This is a genomic window from Lacinutrix sp. YIN62 (assembly GCF_057219185.1).
This window is the reverse complement of record NZ_JBXVVH010000004.1, coordinates 187,314-205,142: the sequence shown is the minus strand read 5'-3', so window position 1 is coordinate 205,142 and position 17,829 is coordinate 187,314. Positions and strand designations below refer to the sequence as shown.

The window sequence follows — 17,829 nt, the reverse complement described above, 5'->3', positions numbered from 1 at the left end:
AGAAATTGGGGACTTATACTAAACCAATTTTTAGCTATATTTGAAAACAGGATTAGGATATAAATAACCTAACCCTGAAATTTTGAACTTACACACTTTTTAGGATAGTGTCGCTAAAAATAACATTCTTTTATATTAAGTCTCGGCTTTTATTTATTATTTTTAAAACACTCAAGTTTCGACATTAGACTTATAGCTATTCATTTAAATAACTTAATACACTCCTATTTTAGGTTTTTATAGAAATAAAATAACTTTTTTAGATAGCGCGCATACATTCTGCATAATACTACACTCCCTTTATAATCAAAAAAAACAGCACATATTCTTGTGGAGAATATCGGATTCGAACCGATGACCTTTTGGCTGCCAGCCAAATGCTCTAGCCAACTGAGCTAATTCCCCTTATTTCTTATTTTAATCCACTAAGCACCAAAACGGGCATAGACGAAACATAAAAATCTTTTTTCAATATTACATTATTTTCCCATAACTTAATAAAGAATCCTCTTTTTCTTCTTACAACACATAATAAATCTGGATTATTATCCTTGTAATGCTCTAAAACACCTTGAAAAGTAGTTGCATTTTCTGTCTTAGTCGTTTTATTTATCAATGCGTTTAAATCTTGATTAACCTCAAAATCACCTGTATTGTAAGTCGGTGTTTTAACCAACAAAAGATTTGCTTTAGATTCAAACTTATCCTTTATCCCTTTTAAAGGCTTTAAAACACCTTCTTTTTTAATCGTTGCCGATTTTATTGCCATTAAAATATTATCTATTGGTTTAAAAACATAACCCTCGGGTACAATTAAAGCAGGAATATTTGTCTGCTTAATAATTTTCCCTGAAGTTTTCCCTAGAAAAACTTCTCCTTTAATAGAATTTGTTCTGGGCTCTAGAATAATTAAATCTAAATCCAATGATTTACTTATAAGTGCTATAGTATCTATTAATTTCCCTTTAAATGTTTTAATAACCACCTCTACACCTTCTGTATCTACTTGCGCGATATGCGCTTCCAAAAAAGCCATACTTTCGCGCTCCAAAATATGATCGATTTTAATCATTGTTCCTGCCTTAGTATACACATTGTAAATTTGCACAACAAATAACTTTGCGCCTGTAGCTTTTGCAAAATTTACAGCATATTGCAAATGGCTTTTTGCATTTTTTGAGGATCCAACTGGAACAAGAATATTCTTCATAGTAAAATAAATTATTGAATTCAACTAACAAAAGTACAGTTTTTTAAACTAAAAAATCACGTTCTTTGTCATTCTATTTTACATCCATTGAATACTAACATTAGATTAAATCATATAAACAAATTAGCCATTCCAGCATTAATCGCTGGAATATCAGAGCCTATTCTATCATTAACCGATGCTGCTATTATTGGAAATGTACATTTAAATCCTACAGAATCACTTGCCGCAGTAGGTATTGTTTCAACATTTATGTCTATGTTAATCTGGGTATTTGGACAAACTCGAAGTGCTATTTCATCAATCGTTTCACAATATTTAGGAGCAAACAAAATAAACGATGTAAAAAACCTTCCTGCGCAAGCCATATTTATAATTACAGCTTTGAGTATAATACTCATCGTAACAACTTACCCTTTATCTCAAAATATCTTTAAATTATACAATGCCTCTGGCACGATATTAGAATATAGCATAGAATATTATAGAATTAGAGTATTTGGTTTCCCTTTTACGCTTTTCACCATAGCTGTTTTCGGCACTTTTAGAGGGCTTCAAAACACTTACTACCCCATGATCATTGCTATTATAGGAGCTTTTGCTAATATTCTTTTAGACGTTATATTCGTTTATGGGTTTCTAGATATTATCCCTAAAATGCACATTCAAGGCGCTGCTTATGCTAGTGTAATTGCACAACTAATAATGGGAGTTTGCTCAGGCTATTTTCTAATAAAAAAAACAAATATCCCACTACGCTTAAGCTTTCCTTTTAATAAAGAAATCAATCGCTTTTTAACAATGATTGGAAACTTAATTATTAGAACATTAGCTCTAAACACAACATTATACTTCGCAACAAGGTATGCAACAGCCTATGGAACAAAGTACATCGCAGCCTATACTATAGCAATAAACCTTTGGTTTTTAGGCGCTTTTATAATTGATGGTTATGCGAGCGCTGGAAATATTCTATCTGGAAAACTCTTGGGAAGCAAAGAATATTCTAAACTCATACAATTAAGTAATAAACTCATTGTATATGGTATAGCAGTAGGTATTTTAATTGCTGTTTTAGGGGCTATTGCCTATAAACCTATAGGTTATATATTTACAAAAGATGAAGCTGTTCTTATTGAATTCCGTAATATTTTTTGGATTGTTTTAATTATGCAACCGCTTTGTGCATTAGCATTTATTTTTGACGGTATTTTTAAAGGCCTTGGAAAAATGAAAGACTTGCGTAACCTTCTTTTAACATCTACAATTTTAGTGTTTCTCCCCATTCTTTTTATTTTGGATCATTTCAACTATAAACTCTACGGCATTTTTATAGCCTTTACATTTTGGATTATAGCCCGAGGAATTCCATTAATCATAAAATTTAGGAAAGAATTTTTAGCACTCTCTCAAAACAACTAACTTTGTCCTATAATTATATAATTAAAACTTAATGGATATTCTTAAATTTTTAGGAGGCAATGGTTTATTTCTAATCTTAGGCCTAGCACTTATTGTTATTTATATTATAAACAGAAACAGACGCAGATAATGGGAAATATTCGCATCACCAAACAATTCTCCTTTGAAACAGGACATGCTTTATATGGATACGATGGTAAATGTAAAAATGTACATGGTCACAGCTATAAACTTTCAGTAACAGTTATTGGGCACCCGATAGAAGAGCAATCCAATGTGAAATTTGGTATGGTCATAGATTTTAGTGATCTTAAAAAAATTGTGAAAGAAGAAATTGTAAATGTCTTTGATCATGCTACGGTTTTTAATAAAAACACGCCACATGTAGACTTAGCTAAAGAACTTCAAGATAGAGGCCATAATGTTTTATTAGTAGATTATCAACCTACAAGCGAAATGATGGTTATAGATTTTGCATCCAAAATTAAAAACCGATTACCTAAAGAAATTAAATTACATTCACTAAAACTACAAGAAACGGCAACCTCATATGCGGAATGGTATGCTAGTGAAAACTTATAGTAACTTAAGCTATATCATATCACCATATTCTAGAAATAATAAAATAGAATAATCCATTTTTTTTAATTAAACAACAAAATACTAAATCCAAAAAATTATGATTTAGCAATAGATTATTCTATTTTAAACCCCGTAAAATAGTACTTAAACGATGTTTTATGCTTTTAACAGATGTTTTTATTTAAAAAAACAAATTAAAAAATTTTGTTAAAACACTTTTTTTTATACTTTTACGCCCTGAAATTATGATACAAAAGAAACCCACAATTGCCTCAATCTTATTTGTATTAATAAGTTTTGTATGCTCCGCCCAAACACCGCCGCCACCCCTACCACCTAACCCCGTAGGACTACCCTTAGATGGAGGCATTTTAATTCTTATTGCTTTAGGCTTTATTTACGGCATCTATAAGATATTGAAATTACGAAAATCTAAAACAGCTTAATTATTTAAGTTATTTAATCTAGACACATACTTTCCAATAACATCAAACTCTAAATTTACTACACTTCCTTTTGTAAATGTATTAAAATTAGTATGCGCATAGGTATACGGAATAATAGCTACACTAAACTCATTTCTCTTTGAGTTTACTACTGTCAAACTCACTCCATTAACGGTAACAGATCCTTTTTCAATAGTAACATTATTTAGAGAACTGTCGTAATTAAAAGTAAACAACCAACTCCCCGAGGTTTCTTCTACTTTAGTACAAACTGCAGTTTGATCGATATGCCCTTGTACAATATGCCCATCTAATCTATCACCTAATTTCATTGCTCGCTCTAAATTAATCTTATCATTAATTTTAGCATTCCCAATAGCTGTTTTATCTAAAGTTTCTTTAATTGCTGTAACCGTGTAATTAGATTCAGAAAGACTAACAACTGTTAAGCAAACCCCATTATGAGCTACACTTTGATCTATTTTTAATTCTGAAGCCATAGCACTATCTATTGTAATATGCAGATTGCCCAGCTCATGCTTTAAGTCTTTTATAACACCCACAGTTTCAATAATTCCTGTAAACATAGTCTTAAACGTATTATTTAGTTAAATTTGTCGTTGTAAAATTACAAACAAAAGTTATCATAATTAATGAGGAAAGAAGAAAATATTATAGTTGGAATATCAATTGGAGACTTAAATGGAATAGGAGCAGAAGTCGTTTTAAAAATATTTGAAGATAATAGAATGCTTGAATTTTGTACCCCTGTAATTTTTGCATCTATTAAGACTATGAATTTTATAAAGAGTCATTTTAAGTTAAACATTAACTTAAACGCAATTCACAATATTGATCAAATAAATTATGGCAAAGTAAACGTCTTAAATTGTTGGAAAGAAAATGTAATAATAAACTTTGGTAAAGAAGACCCTAAAATTGGTAAATATGCTATTAAATCTCTTAAAGAAGCAACTAAAGCACTTAAAGACCAAAAAATCAATGTATTAGTAACAGCACCTATAAACAAACACAACATACAGTCTGAAGATTTTAATTTCCCTGGTCATACCGATTATTTAGCAAAAGAACTAGAGGGTAATAGCTTAATGTTTATGGTTAATAATACTTTAAGAGTTGGCTTATTAACAGATCATGTTCCGCTTAAAGATATAGCAAATCATATCACTCCAAAATTAATTCAAGAAAAAATAGAGACAGTTCACAACTCATTAAAACAAGACTTTAGAATAGGAAAACCTAAAATAGCTGTTTTAGGCATAAATCCACATACTGGAGATAATGGTGTAATAGGTGATGAAGACGATACAATAATGCGCCCAACACTTAAAAAAATAAAAGAAAGCGGAACACTTGTTTTTGGTCCCTATTCAGCAGATAGTTTTTTTGGCTCCAGTAATTATAAAAATTTTGACGCCATAATTGCATCTTACCATGATCAAGGACTCATCCCATTTAAAACACTTTCTTTTGGGCAAGGTGTAAATTATACTGCTGGCTTAAATCAGATAAGAACCTCCCCAGACCACGGCACAGCCTTTGAAATTGCAGGAAAAGGTATTGCAGATGTTGGCTCATTCAAAGAAGCCATATTTACAGCAATTCACATATTTAAAAACAAAAAAGAACATCAAGCACTTACGAAAAACCCTTTAGCATTTTCTAAGCGAAAACGCCATGATTAACCTAAACTGCTTTTATGTGAAGCAAAACGTCTTAAAGGTCACTTTATTGTAAATCAAATATATAATCAAAAAAATGTTTATTAAATGATCTAGTTAATAAAAATTTGTATATTTGCAGGCTCAAAATAGATGTGATAATGAAGTGTTTGAAAGAGTTTACTATTCCATTTGTTGGTTTAAAAATAGGTAAACATCATTTTGATTATAAAATAAAGCAAAAGTTCTTTGAGCATTTTGAGTATGAAGATTTCAATAGTACCGCTGTAAAAGTTGATTTACTTTTAGAAAAAAAAGCAACACTATTAGAGTTACATTTTGAAATTTCTGGATCTGTAAATCTAAATTGTGATCTAACAAACGAAGCATATGATCAAAATATTGAAAGTATATTTGATCTTGTAGTTAAATTTGGAGAAAGTTATAATGATGAAAATATAGATATGCTTATTATCCCTCATGGGGAATATGAGATAAACATACAGCAATACATTTATGAATTAATTGTACTAGCAATACCTAGAAAACGTATTCATCCAGGAGTTAAGGACGGCACATTAGATTCAGAAATACTTAAAAGATTAGAAGAATTAAGCCCTAAAACAAGGGAAACTAAAGAAGACAAAGAGGAAACAGATCCTCGTTGGAATACATTAAAAAAACTATTAACGGATAAATAAATTATAAAATGGCACATCCTAAAAGAAAAATCTCTAAAACAAGAAGAGATAAGAGAAGAACTCACTATAAAGCAGTAGCGCCACAAATTGCAACTTGTCCAACAACTGGAGAGGCTCACCTATACCATAGAGCACATTGGTTCGAAGGAAAGCTATATTACAGAGGTCAAGTATTAATTGACAACTCAGCAACTGAAGAAAACTTAGCATAAGTATTATGCATGCATATAAAAAAACGCTCACTTGTGAGCGTTTTTTTTGTTATAATTTTTTCTTTGCGTTAAAAACAACTTAATTTGTATAATACTGATCAAAAATCATTAATTTTAGCGAAATTTCGCCTTTTTTAAACGGTTTTGAGCTGTTTTTGGTCAAATTAACTTAAAAAGTATGAGTAAAATTTCAGCAGCAATTACAGCTGTAGGTGCTTATGTACCAGAATATGTATTGACAAATCAGATTCTTGAAACGATTGTTGATACCAATGATGAATGGATTACAACAAGAACAGGTATAAAGGAGCGAAGAATCCTTAAAGGAGAAGGTTTAGGAACCTCTTTTATGGCTATAAAAGCCGCTAAGGATTTGATAAGCAAAAAAGGTATAAACCCTGAAGAAATAGAACTTGTAATTGTAGCCACAGCAACCCCAGATATGAAGGCTGCTTCGACCGCTGCATATACAGCCACACAAATAGGAGCCGTTAATGCCTTCTCTTTTGATTTAGAAGCGGCTTGTTCTAGTTTTTTATTCGGAATGTCTACAGCCGCTAGGTATATAGAATCTGGCAAATACAAAAAAGTACTTTTAATTGGTGCCGATAAGAACTCTTCAATGATCAATCCTAAAGATAGAGCAACATGCATTATTTTTGGTGATGGTGCTGGAGCTGTTTTATTTGAACCCAATGAAGAGCAATTAGGACTACAAGATGAATATTTAAGGAGCGATGGTTCTGGTAGAGAGTTTTTGCAGGCAAAAGCAGGAGGCTCTTCTTACCCAATAACAACCGAAGCCTTAGAAAATGAAGAACATTTTGTTTTTCAAGACGGGAAAACAGTATTTAAAAATGCTGTTTCTAATATGGCTGATGTCGCCGTAAAAATATTAGAAAGGAACGATTTAACAAAAGACGACATTGCTTGGTTGGTAGCACATCAAGCAAATAAACGCATTATTGATGCTACAGCAAATCGCATAGAATTAGATCACAAAAAAGTAATGATGAACATACAGAAGTATGGCAATACAACTTCTGCAACACTCCCTTTGCTTTTAAATGATTATGAATCTAAACTAAAAAAAGGAGATAATTTAATATTTGCTGCTTTTGGAGGAGGATTCACATGGGGCTCTATTTATTTGAAATGGGCTTATAATTCTTAAACTAACAAAACTAAATTTAATACATTTTAATTATGGATTTAAAAGATATTCAAAACTTAATCAAATTTGTAGCCAAATCTGGTGCAAGTGAGGTTAAATTAGAAACAGATGACGTTAAAATCACTATAAAAACAGGCTCTGATACAGAAACAACTATTGTGCAACAAATGCCTATGGCTGCACAAATGCCGCAAATGGCTATGCCAGCACAACAACCTGTAGCTGTTACTCCAGATCCAGTAACTCCAGAACCAGCAAAAGAAGACTCTAAATACATTACTGTAAAATCCCCAATTATTGGAACATTTTACAGAAAACCATCTCCAGATAAACCATTATTTGTAGAAGTGGGACAAACCATTGCAGAAGGAGATGTACTTTGTATTATTGAAGCAATGAAATTATTTAACGAAATAGAATCTGAAGTATCAGGTAAAATCGTAAAAATATTAGTGGATGATGCTTCTCCTGTAGAATTCGATCAACCGTTATTTTTAGTAGATCCGTCATAACCGTTTAAAAATTCCAATATACAAATCTCAAAGTCCTACAATGTATTAGGAATATTTGGCGATTGGAATTTGTAATTTTTAAAATAAGAAGTTGTGTTTAAAAAAATACTTATTGCAAATAGAGGAGAAATAGCACTACGTGTTATTAGAACCTGTAAAGAAATGGGCATAAAAACAGTAGCGGTATACTCTACTGCAGATGCCGAAAGTCTTCATGTAAAATTTGCTGATGAAGCTGTATGTATAGGACCTGCTCCAAGTAGCGAATCCTATTTAAAAATGTCAAATATAATAGCTGCTGCTGAAATTACAAATGCTGATGCTATTCATCCTGGCTATGGTTTTTTGTCTGAAAACGCTAAGTTTTCTCAAATATGTGATGAGCATGACATCAAATTCATTGGAGCTTCTTCTGAGATGATTGACAGGATGGGAGATAAAGCGAATGCAAAATCTACAATGCTTGCCGCTGGAGTTCCTTGTGTTCCTGGTAGTGAAGGGATAATAGAAACTTTTGAAGATTGTAAAGTAATTGCCGAAGAAACAGGCTACCCAGTCATGTTAAAAGCATCTGCAGGAGGCGGAGGAAAAGGTATGCGTGCTGTATGGAAGCCTGAAGATCTTCAAGACGCTTGGGATTCTGCTAGGTACGAATCTAAAGCTGCCTTTGGAAATGACGATATGTATATGGAAAAACTCATTGAAGAGCCTAGACACATCGAAATACAAATTGTAGGAGATTCTAATGGTAAAGCTTGTCATTTATCTGAGCGAGATTGTTCAGTACAAAGACGTCACCAAAAACTAACAGAAGAAGTCCCCTCTCCATTTATGACCGATGAATTGCGTACTAAAATGGGAGAAGCTGCTGTAAAAGCTGCAGAATATATAAAATATGAAGGCGCAGGAACGGTAGAGTTTTTAGTAGATAAGCATAGGAATTTCTATTTTATGGAAATGAATACGCGTATTCAAGTAGAACACCCTATTACCGAACAAGTTATTGATTTTGATTTGATTCGTGAACAAATATTAGTAGCCGCTGGCGTTCCTATCTCTGGTAAAGACTATACCCCTAACCTACACTCTATAGAATGTAGAATAAATGCAGAAGATCCTTTTAATGATTTTAGACCTTCTCCAGGAAAAATTACCACATTGCATGCTCCAGGAGGACATGGTGTTCGTTTAGATACTCACGTATATGCTGGATACTCCATACCTCCTAATTACGATTCTATGATTGCCAAGTTAATAACAACTGCGCAAACACGAGAAGAAGCAATTAACAAAATGAAACGTGCTTTAGATGAATTTGTTATAGAAGGCATTAAAACAACAATCCCTTTTCATAGACAGTTAATGGATCACCCTGATTATTTAACTGGAAATTATACCACAAAGTTTATGGAAGACTTTGTTATAGAAAAACCTAAAAAAGAGTAATTAAAAAAAGCGAACTACTAAGTAGTTCGCTTTTCTTTTTTATAGTTTAAAAATTTGCTCTATGGAATTAATAACCTGCGGAACCTCGTTTACTTTAAATGCTAAATGTAATTTATAAGTATTCCCACTTATTTTAGAAATAGCAAGTTCTCCTTCTTTTACTTTATAAGTCCCAGTTTGCCCTCTACAAAAACATAATCTGGAAAAAGCGATATTAGTTTTACCTAAATCTTTAAGTTCTATCTCCTCGCCTTCATTTATTTCTATGTAAATAATTTCCCTGTAACTACTATCTTGAACACCCTCTATTATATTTCTACTATATTCGAATTTTAACACTGTGTGATTCCCATCCAACAATTTAGAATATGAACTCCCAAACTCATCTTTTTTCACAAGAATGCTTTTGTCCTTCAAAACTTCAAAACTACAAATACCATCCTTTGGGCATCCTGTTTTTTCAATGTTTAAACTATTATCTTGATTTATAGGTTTTTGAGAACTACAAGATATAAAAAAAATAACTATTACTAATATAAATGCTTTCATAGTCGCAAATATACAATATTTTAACTTTTTTATCCTTGGTTATCTTAAGACAAGCAGGTATATTTACGACATTCAAAAACATACAATAATTATGAAAAAAAATTACACTCGTTGTGTTTTAACCCTACTAACAACTCTAATGTTTTCAGCAAGTGGATTTGCTCAGAAAAAAGATGCGTTATGGAGCAAAGCAAAAAAAAACGAATTATCCAAAAAGGAACAAGTTTTTAGAAAAACGCATCCTAAAAAAGCTAATTATTACCAGCTAGATGTTGCTAGTTTACAAGGACAATTAGAAAACGCCCCAGAAAGAAAGAACAACCAAGTTTCTAATTTAATTATAAACTTCCCTATTGCTGAAGGTTCTCTTGAAGCTTTTAGAATAACAGAGGCTTCTATAATGTCTCCTGAACTTCAAGCGAAGTACCCTAGTATTCGTTCTTATGCAGGCCAAAGTGTTGAAAACCCTAACACTATGATCCGATTCTCAATAACTCCTCAAGGCTTACACGCTATGGTTTTATCCCCAGAAATAGGAACACAATTTATAGACCCTTTCACCAAACACAATAATAATTATATTGTATATGCAAAACGTGATTTGCCCGCTTTAGAACAACCATGGATTTGCGGAGTCGTAGATGATGCTATGATTGAGGAAAAAGACCTAGGAAATAGCTACGAACTAAGAGACACTGGAGACGGTATGATGCGTGATTTTAGATTAGCAATTGCTACTACTATTGAATATTCTGAATTTCATTGGTTAGCTGCTGGTTTAACTGCAGGTGATACTGTTGCTGCAAAAAAACAAGCTGTAATGGCAGCCATAGTCGTAACAATGACAAGAAACAACTTTGTGTATGAAAGAGACTTCTCTATTACTATGACATTAGTTGCTAATAATGACTCTATTATTTTTATAACTTCAGATAACTTCAGTAATGATAATGCACCTACTTTAATAAACCAAAGCCAAACAGTGATTGACAATACAATTGGTAGCGCTAACTATGATGTTGGTCATACTTTTAGCACTGGCGGTGGTGGTTTAGCACAATTAAATTCTCCTTGCACAGGAGGTAAAGCACGAGGAATCACTGGAGGACCTTCACCTGTTGGAGATCCATATGATATTGATTTCGTTGCGCATGAATTAGGACATCAATTTGGTGCTCCCCATACGTTCAATGGTAATCAAGGCAACTGTGAGGGAGGAAATAGATCAGCATCTAATGCTTATGAAGTAGGTAGTGGTACTACAATTATGGCTTATGCAGGTATCTGTGGCAGTGATAATGTACAAGGTAATAGTGATCCTTATTTCCATCAAAAGAGTTTGCAAATGATTTGGAACAATGTTACAGCAGGAAATAGTACATGTGCCAATCAAATAGCTACAGGAAATAATGCTCCTACAGCTGATGCCGGAAGTAATTATACTATTCCTGCATCTACGCCATATATGCTTACAGGGAGTTCAACAGATGCCGATGGAACTTCATCACATACATTCACTTGGGAACAATATGATTTAGGCCCTGCAGGATTACCTGCTGAGACAAACACCTCTGGTCCAATGGTAAGATCTTTCGAAGGAACAACTAATGCAACTAGATATATTCCTAGGTTACACGATTTAATGTTAAACGGAGGAGGTTCAACGACTTGGGAAAAACTTGCATCTGTTAATAGAGACCTTAACTTTAGACTAACGGTAAGAGATAATAATCCTAACGGAGGACGAACTGCTGTAAGTTCGATGACTGCGACTGTTAATAATGCAGCTGGACCTTTTGCTGTCACTTCACAAAGCACATTAACCTCATGGACTGTTGGCGACACAGAAACGATTACTTGGAATGTAGCAAATACAAATACTGGGGCAGTGAACACCCCAAATGTTGATATTTTATTATCTACAGATGGAGGATTAACCTTCCCAACAGTCTTAGCTTCAGCTGTGCCTAATGATGGTTCTCACGACATAACAGTTCCTAATATTCTTTCTGAAGATTGTATCGTAATGGTAAAAGGGAATGGCAATATCTTTTTTAACATAAACACAGCTAAACTTGCAATAGGGTATGTTTTTGAGGAGGTTTGCACCACTTATAGTTTTAATATTAACCAAACTATAACCCCCAATGCACAAACGTTTCAATTTTTTGACGAGAATGTGACAGCATCCGGAATTATAACAGATGTGAATGTAAAATATGATGTCTCAACATCTGATCCTTCTCAAATACACTTAGCAATTCTTAATCCATCAGATACACGTTCCTACCTTTATGCAGCAGGACCTTGCTCAGCAACAGATGGAAGCGCTAATATTCAAGTCACTTTTGATGATCAAGCTTCTGGTCCTATAGTCTGTGGTTCTAACCCATTAGTAGGAACAGTTACCCCAGCTAATATAACAGATCCAGAGCCTTTAAGTAACTTTAATGGAGAAGAGATGAATGGTCAATGGAGATTTATGGCTGCTAACATAGGCCCAAACAGCATGACTTTCAATAGCGTAGATTTAGAAATATGTACAATTAACGTATTAAATACAGTAGATTTTGATACTAAAAATAAGTTATCTATATATCCTAACCCTAATAATGGTGAGTTTACAATTAAACTTAATGATGCGTCCGCAAATATAAGTTTACAAGTCTTTGATATTAGAGGCCGTTCTATATTAAACAAAGCTTACAATACAACAGGTGATTTTAATCAAACGATTAATTTAGGAAATGTACAATCTGGAATGTACTTACTAAGTATACAAGAAGGATCAAAAACGATCACTAAAAAGATTATCGTGCAATAACAACACGCTTCTTTTTATACTATTAAAAACTCCGAACGTAGGTTCGGAGTTTTTTTATACCCAACTCATTAATACAATATAAGAGATACTCGCCTTTTTTTTATTATTTTGCTTTTTATATTATCCTTCATTAAATACGAACTTTCTTTATACTAAACGCAATTGTAATTATATGAATTTATCTTATTGGGAAATAAAAAGTTGGTTAACTAATGTAGATTACACTATAGTAGGTAGTGGGATTGTAGGATTAAATTGTGCCTTGCAATTAAAAGCTCAATTTCCAAAAGCTAAGATTCTAATTTTAGAAAAAGGGTTCTTACCTCAAGGTGCCAGTACAAAAAATGCAGGTTTTGCTTGTTTTGGGAGCTTGAGTGAAATTATAGATGACCTTAACACTCATAGTGAAACAGAAACTGTCGAACTCATTAACAAACGCATAAAAGGCTTACAATTATTAAGGCAGAATCTAGGAGATAGCGCTATTGACTATCAAGAGCTGGGTGGTTATGAATTGTTTTTAAAAAGCGATGATGCTTTTTATGAGTATTGCTGTTCACAAAAAGACACCGTAAACAATTTACTTAAGCCCCTTTTTAAAAACACTGTATTCAGTTTAAAAGCTAACAATCTTGGCTTTAAAAACATTAAACCTCAATATTGTTTCAATAGGTTTGAAGGACAAATAGACACTGGTAAAATGATGAGTGCATTACTATTAAAAGTCTATGCGCAAGGTATTAAGATTCTTAATAATATTACTGTTGAAGGCTTTTCTGAAACAAACAATACCGTTGCTATAAAAACAAATGCCTTTGAAATATCTACTTCAAAATTATTAATTGCAACAAATGGTTTTGCTTCAAAGTTAATAAATGAAGCCGTAAAACCAGCAAGAGCCCAAGTTCTAATAACAAAACCTATTAAAAACTTACCTATTAAAGGCACTTTTCATTTAGATAAAGGCTATTATTATTTTAGAAATATCGATAATAGAATACTATTGGGAGGAGGAAGAAATTTAGACTTAAAAGGAGAGGAGACCACTTCATTAGAACAAACTACTGTAATCCAAAAGGCATTAGAAACATTATTAAAAAACACCATTTTACCCAATACATCTTTTGAAATAGAACACCGTTGGAGCGGCATAATGGGTGTTGGCTCACAAAAAAAAACTATTGTAAAACAGCTCTCTAACAACGTGTTTTGCGGGGTACGCTTAGGAGGTATGGGAGTTGCTATTGGAAGCTTAATTGGAAAAGAATTGGCTGCATTAACACAATGAAAAAATTAATTCAATTTTTTGTTAAACTGTGCTTCTGGATTGTTACACTCTCTTTTGTTATCGTTTTAATTTTTAAATGGCTTCCAGTACCAATAACACCGCTAATGGTATTACAAAATAGCAAAAAACAAAAACACGATTGGGTACCAATTGAATCCATCTCTAGACATTTACAGCTGGCTGTTATTTGTAGTGAAGATCAAGCTTTTCTTAAACATAACGGCTTTGATTTAAAAGCTATAGAAAAGGCATACCAACACAACAAAAAAGGAAAACGTATTAAAGGCGGCAGTACAATTAGCCAGCAAACAGCTAAAAATGTTTTTTTGTGGCCCGATCGCAGTTGGTTGCGTAAAGGACTAGAAACCTATTTCACGTTCCTTATTGAATTAACCTGGTCTAAAAAACGGATTTTAGAAGTCTACCTCAACAGCATTGAAATGGGAAATGATATCTTTGGAGCTGAAGCTGCTGCTCAATATTGGTTTAAAAAATCGGCCTCCAAATTATCCAAACAAGAAGCAGCTGCAATTGCGGCCATTTTACCAAGACCGAGATATTACAAGGCCAAACCTGCTACAAATTATATTCAAAGCAGAAAACAATGGATAACGACTCAAATGCAGTATTTTGGAGCATTAAAATTTAAAAAGAAGAAATGGAAATAACGATATTAAAAGAGCGCCTGTACCAAGAGTGTTTAACTTTTTTAGAGCTGCGTTTAAAAACGATTCAAAAAACAATGACCGAGATACAAGAATCCTTATTATCTGAAACCAAAAGTAGTGCTGGGGACAAACATGAAACTGGTCGCGCAATGTTACAGTTGGAACGTGAAAAAGCAGGAAATCAATTGGCAGAAATTCAAAAAACAGGAGCCTTATTATCTAAAATAGATCGTTTAAAAACTGGGGCAACAATTGGACTTGGGAGTTTAATTTATACAACGAAAGCTAATTATTATATTTCTATTAGCGCAGGTATTTTAACTGTTGGAACCGATTCTTTCTACGCCATTTCTGCAAATACGCCTATTGGTAAATTATTATTATCTAAAACTATTGGAGACCTAGTAATATTTAGGGATCAAGAATTTGTAATAAAATCTGTGTTTTAATTAATCTTCCGTTTTTGAAACCACAAATCTTCAAAACTAAAATTTAATGTTAGCATATGTAAATGTTCTTTAATTAAACCATTTAAAACTTGCCCTACTTGTCCATATGAGTATCCTAAATTTATCTTAGAATGCCTCCTCCCCACAGGTAAACCTAATCCTAGGTTGATATTATAATTAGTAATTCGATCTGTATCGATAGCTAAATTACCATTATTCATATTAAATCCAACCCTATAATTTACCCTATCCCAGTATTTTACACTATTAATTTTCGGTACAAACTCTGCCCCAACTCCTATAAAATCTTGATCAACATAGTCTCCTATTAAATCACTTTGATTGGTTGCATCCCAAAAGCTCCTTTTATAATCGATATTAAAAAACAGCTTTTCATTTAACTTTGTTTGTATTCCAAAACCAAGCTCTAAAGGCAACTTAAAAGCATCTATAGCATTTTCTTCTTCTACAGGCTCAATTCCACCTATAACAGTTCTTGTTTGTTCTCCATCTAATTTTACGGGAAAATCAATAACACTACCAATGGAAATCTTACTACTTACAACGTATTGCACCCCTAACCCCAGTCGAAAGCCTTTATAAAAATTTTCTTCAGAAATAATTAAAGTACTATTTCCTATAACATCCATTTCTTCTTCTTCTATTTTCCCAAACAAATACCCGCCTTTTAATCCCAAACGAAGTTTGTCATTAACGGAATACCCATAATTAAACTGTATCGTATTTAAGCCCCCTGAACCCGAAATATTAGCAAGAAAAGTATCTGTAGAACCATCAATAGGCTGCTCTAATCCATACACATTATACCCGACATTAGTATACGGGATTAGCGTTATTCCTAATCCAGATTTTTCTGATATAGCCAAAGCGATGCCTATATTTGAAAAGTTTCCACTAAACAAAACCTCTTCTTGACCATCTTCATAAAGCGTTTCACGCTGTAGCTTAAAACCTATATCCCATAAAAGACTTCCTTTGGGAATGGTTCCTAGCGAAGCAGGATTTAAATTATTTATAGAATATAATGAAGGCATAGCATAACCTGTTCCTCCTAAGGTATTTGTTTTCCCTGTGTTTAAATTATTCGTTAACCCTAAACCATAAAGAGAATATGGTGATGATGATAGACTATTTGATTGTGAAAAAGCTATTTGACAAAGAATTAAACCACAAATAACATATAGGTTTTTCCAAAATTTATTGCTCATATGTTGCGTATGTTAATTCTAATTTCATTTGCATATCATTGGGAGCGAGATTCCCGTTAAAAATATATCTATCTAAAGAATTATTAAAATTTCTGGGGTAAATAACCAAAAAATACTCCTCATAGGTTTCAAGTTGTTTTAACTCTATAAAACTTTTTAAATTCATAACATACTCATCTGTCTCAAATTCTGGGTTATCATTTTCTACACTACTTATAACAGGAGATTCATTATAAGTTAAGTTTCGCAAAACATTAGATTTATGATCCATGATATAAACCCACAAAGAATCGCTTGTATGTAACTCATCTGAGTAAGTGTTCTTTTTTAAAGAAAATTTCAGATTAGCATCAATAACAACACCATCAGGAGAAATATCGTTTAATGATTTTATATGAGGAATATCTAATCGCGTAGCTATTCCGATTCCAGACTGAATAAAAGAACTATTCCCTGTGTCTAAACTTTGAATTAATGTTTCTTGATCTACAATATTCTCAAAATATGTTCCTGTTTTATCACTATTTATTTGATTAAAAGAATGTAACTCATTCATATTAAAAACTATCGTTCTCTCTAATTGTTCGTTATCATTATCATCTATCGTATAATATAGTTTCATCGAACTAGCGGTAGAGAACCCTAAAATAGAGGTGTTTAGATTAGCGTCTGCTTCAACTAACAGGCCTTTATATTCGTCTAAGAATTCTGTACTATTATTAATTTCATTATCCTTTAATTTATTAAAAAGCGTTAACCCAAAATCATCATTCATTTTTATCTCCAGGGAATCCCCTTTTATAGGCTCTGCTAAAAAATCTATAATAGCAATAGGGGTTTCATCATAATTAAAATGCATACTATTATAATAATTACCTTCATCGGGCTCAATATCTTCTAAAACTTGATGAATCTTAAACCTCTGGTTGGATATTGTATCGTTATAAAAGTATTTATCGTACTTAAGTTCTAAAACAATAGAATCATAAATGGCGTCTTCATGGATATCGTAAACAAGATTCGTTAGCTGAATAAAGCTTTTACTAGATGTTTTCCCAAAAACAGGATCATTATAAGCCCCTACCAAAAGTCTATTTGCATTTGATACTATCAAGGAATCAAACTTAATACTTGAAGTCTCTACCGTTAAAGTATCGATAAAATAAACGCGCGTATCACTCTCTACAAAATCTTCACCCACTTGAGATGTTCCTCCAATATTATCTTCATAACAAGAAAAACAACTTCCTATAATTAAAAGTAAAACGATATATCTCATTCTTTTTTTTAACGAATCTATAGGAGTTCATACAAACACAAAAAAAAAGTATACCAAATCCGGTATTTAAAAGTCTAACAATCAATAACTATCTACAAATCACACATTCCTTTTTATCTAAAAAAATGTATGATTGGTATAGAAATACAATGAGTA

Annotated in this window: 18 protein-coding genes and 1 tRNA gene; 13 read left to right on the top strand and 6 right to left on the bottom strand. The window is 32.6% G+C overall.

What is annotated here, in order from left to right; all coding sequences use genetic code 11:
• Positions 1 to 331: 331 nt before the first annotated feature.
• Both AC2D8I_RS04430 and AC2D8I_RS04425 read right to left on the bottom strand, forming a co-directional pair.
• Positions 332 to 405, bottom strand: a tRNA-Ala gene (locus AC2D8I_RS04430).
• A gap of 7 nt (positions 406 to 412) precedes the next feature.
• The gene (locus tag AC2D8I_RS04425) at positions 413 to 1,210 is read right to left on the bottom strand and encodes a universal stress protein (RefSeq protein ID WP_484704778.1); all 798 of its coding nucleotides are present in this window, start codon (positions 1,208 to 1,210) and stop codon (positions 413 to 415) included.
• Positions 1,211 to 1,297: 87 nt separating this feature from the next.
• On the opposite strand from AC2D8I_RS04425, the gene AC2D8I_RS04420 reads away from it, so the two are divergent.
• From AC2D8I_RS04420 to AC2D8I_RS04410, 3 genes are all read left to right on the top strand, one after another.
• Positions 1,298 to 2,632: an MATE family efflux transporter gene (locus tag AC2D8I_RS04420; RefSeq protein WP_484704777.1), complete on the top strand. Its 1,335-nt coding sequence runs from the start codon at positions 1,298 to 1,300 to the stop codon at positions 2,630 to 2,632.
• Between the two features lie 129 nt (positions 2,633 to 2,761).
• Positions 2,762 to 3,214: a 6-pyruvoyl trahydropterin synthase family protein gene (locus AC2D8I_RS04415; protein ID WP_484704776.1), complete on the top strand. Its 453-nt coding sequence runs from the start codon at positions 2,762 to 2,764 to the stop codon at positions 3,212 to 3,214.
• A gap of 245 nt (positions 3,215 to 3,459) precedes the next feature.
• Positions 3,460 to 3,660 carry a PID-CTERM protein-sorting domain-containing protein gene (locus AC2D8I_RS04410; protein WP_484704775.1) on the top strand — a complete coding sequence of 67 codons (201 nt, stop codon included), beginning with the start codon at positions 3,460 to 3,462 and terminating at the stop codon, positions 3,658 to 3,660.
• On the opposite strand, the gene AC2D8I_RS04405 is transcribed toward AC2D8I_RS04410, so the two are convergent.
• Positions 3,657 to 4,247 (bottom strand): riboflavin synthase, encoded by a 591-nt coding sequence (locus tag AC2D8I_RS04405; protein ID WP_484704774.1) that lies wholly within the window; start codon positions 4,245 to 4,247, stop codon positions 3,657 to 3,659. The genes AC2D8I_RS04410 and AC2D8I_RS04405 overlap by 4 nt on opposite strands.
• 66 nt (positions 4,248 to 4,313) lie before the next feature.
• On the opposite strand from AC2D8I_RS04405, the gene pdxA reads away from it, so the two are divergent.
• From pdxA to accC, 6 genes are all read left to right on the top strand, one after another.
• The gene (gene pdxA / locus AC2D8I_RS04400; RefSeq protein ID WP_484704773.1) at positions 4,314 to 5,366 is read left to right on the top strand and encodes a 4-hydroxythreonine-4-phosphate dehydrogenase PdxA; all 1,053 of its coding nucleotides are present in this window, start codon (positions 4,314 to 4,316) and stop codon (positions 5,364 to 5,366) included.
• 137 nt (positions 5,367 to 5,503) lie between these two features.
• A complete protein-coding gene (locus tag AC2D8I_RS04395; protein ID WP_484704772.1) occupies positions 5,504 to 6,043 on the top strand; it encodes a YceD family protein in 540 nt (179 codons plus the stop codon).
• Between the two features lie 8 nt (positions 6,044 to 6,051).
• On the top strand, positions 6,052 to 6,255 hold the full coding sequence (rpmF, locus tag AC2D8I_RS04390) for a 50S ribosomal protein L32 (protein ID WP_452597421.1): 204 nt from the start codon (positions 6,052 to 6,054) through the stop codon (positions 6,253 to 6,255).
• A 178-nt stretch (positions 6,256 to 6,433) separates the two neighbouring features.
• On the top strand, positions 6,434 to 7,429 hold the full coding sequence (locus AC2D8I_RS04385) for a beta-ketoacyl-ACP synthase III (RefSeq protein WP_484704771.1): 996 nt from the start codon (positions 6,434 to 6,436) through the stop codon (positions 7,427 to 7,429).
• Between the two features lie 32 nt (positions 7,430 to 7,461).
• Positions 7,462 to 7,941: an acetyl-CoA carboxylase biotin carboxyl carrier protein gene (accB, locus tag AC2D8I_RS04380; RefSeq protein WP_484704770.1), complete on the top strand. Its 480-nt coding sequence runs from the start codon at positions 7,462 to 7,464 to the stop codon at positions 7,939 to 7,941.
• A gap of 93 nt (positions 7,942 to 8,034) precedes the next feature.
• Positions 8,035 to 9,387 carry an acetyl-CoA carboxylase biotin carboxylase subunit gene (accC, locus tag AC2D8I_RS04375; RefSeq protein WP_484704769.1) on the top strand — a complete coding sequence of 451 codons (1,353 nt, stop codon included), beginning with the start codon at positions 8,035 to 8,037 and terminating at the stop codon, positions 9,385 to 9,387.
• Between the two features lie 39 nt (positions 9,388 to 9,426).
• Here accC and AC2D8I_RS04370 read toward each other — a convergent pair whose 3' ends face one another.
• Positions 9,427 to 9,936 carry a hypothetical protein gene (locus tag AC2D8I_RS04370; RefSeq protein ID WP_484704768.1) on the bottom strand — a complete coding sequence of 170 codons (510 nt, stop codon included), beginning with the start codon at positions 9,934 to 9,936 and terminating at the stop codon, positions 9,427 to 9,429.
• 91 nt (positions 9,937 to 10,027) lie between these two features.
• Here AC2D8I_RS04370 and AC2D8I_RS04365 point away from each other — a divergent pair, with 91 nt between their 5' ends.
• The 4 genes from AC2D8I_RS04365 (at position 10,028) to AC2D8I_RS04350 (ending at position 15,165) form a co-directional block, all read left to right on the top strand.
• Positions 10,028 to 12,760, top strand: coding sequence for a zinc-dependent metalloprotease (locus AC2D8I_RS04365; RefSeq protein WP_484704767.1), 2,733 nt, complete (start codon positions 10,028 to 10,030; stop codon positions 12,758 to 12,760).
• Between the two features lie 172 nt (positions 12,761 to 12,932).
• Complete coding sequence (locus AC2D8I_RS04360) at positions 12,933 to 14,048, top strand: NAD(P)/FAD-dependent oxidoreductase (protein WP_484704766.1); 1,116 nt, start codon at positions 12,933 to 12,935, stop codon at positions 14,046 to 14,048.
• On the top strand, positions 14,045 to 14,716 hold the full coding sequence (gene mtgA / locus AC2D8I_RS04355) for a monofunctional biosynthetic peptidoglycan transglycosylase (protein WP_484704765.1): 672 nt from the start codon (positions 14,045 to 14,047) through the stop codon (positions 14,714 to 14,716). Before AC2D8I_RS04360 ends, mtgA begins: the two co-directional genes overlap by 4 nt.
• A complete protein-coding gene (locus AC2D8I_RS04350; protein WP_484704764.1) occupies positions 14,707 to 15,165 on the top strand; it encodes a 3-oxoacyl-ACP synthase in 459 nt (152 codons plus the stop codon). Before mtgA ends, AC2D8I_RS04350 begins: the two co-directional genes overlap by 10 nt.
• Here the strand turns inward: AC2D8I_RS04350 and bamG are convergent.
• Positions 15,162 to 16,394: a BamG family beta-barrel-assembly machinery protein gene (gene bamG / locus AC2D8I_RS04345; RefSeq protein WP_484704763.1), complete on the bottom strand. Its 1,233-nt coding sequence runs from the start codon at positions 16,392 to 16,394 to the stop codon at positions 15,162 to 15,164. The two genes, AC2D8I_RS04350 and bamG, sit on opposite strands and share 4 nt — an antisense overlap.
• The gene (locus tag AC2D8I_RS04340; protein ID WP_484704762.1) at positions 16,384 to 17,673 is read right to left on the bottom strand and encodes a DUF4270 family protein; all 1,290 of its coding nucleotides are present in this window, start codon (positions 17,671 to 17,673) and stop codon (positions 16,384 to 16,386) included. Before AC2D8I_RS04340 ends, bamG begins: the two co-directional genes overlap by 11 nt.
• Between the last annotated feature and the right edge of the window lie 156 nt (positions 17,674 to 17,829).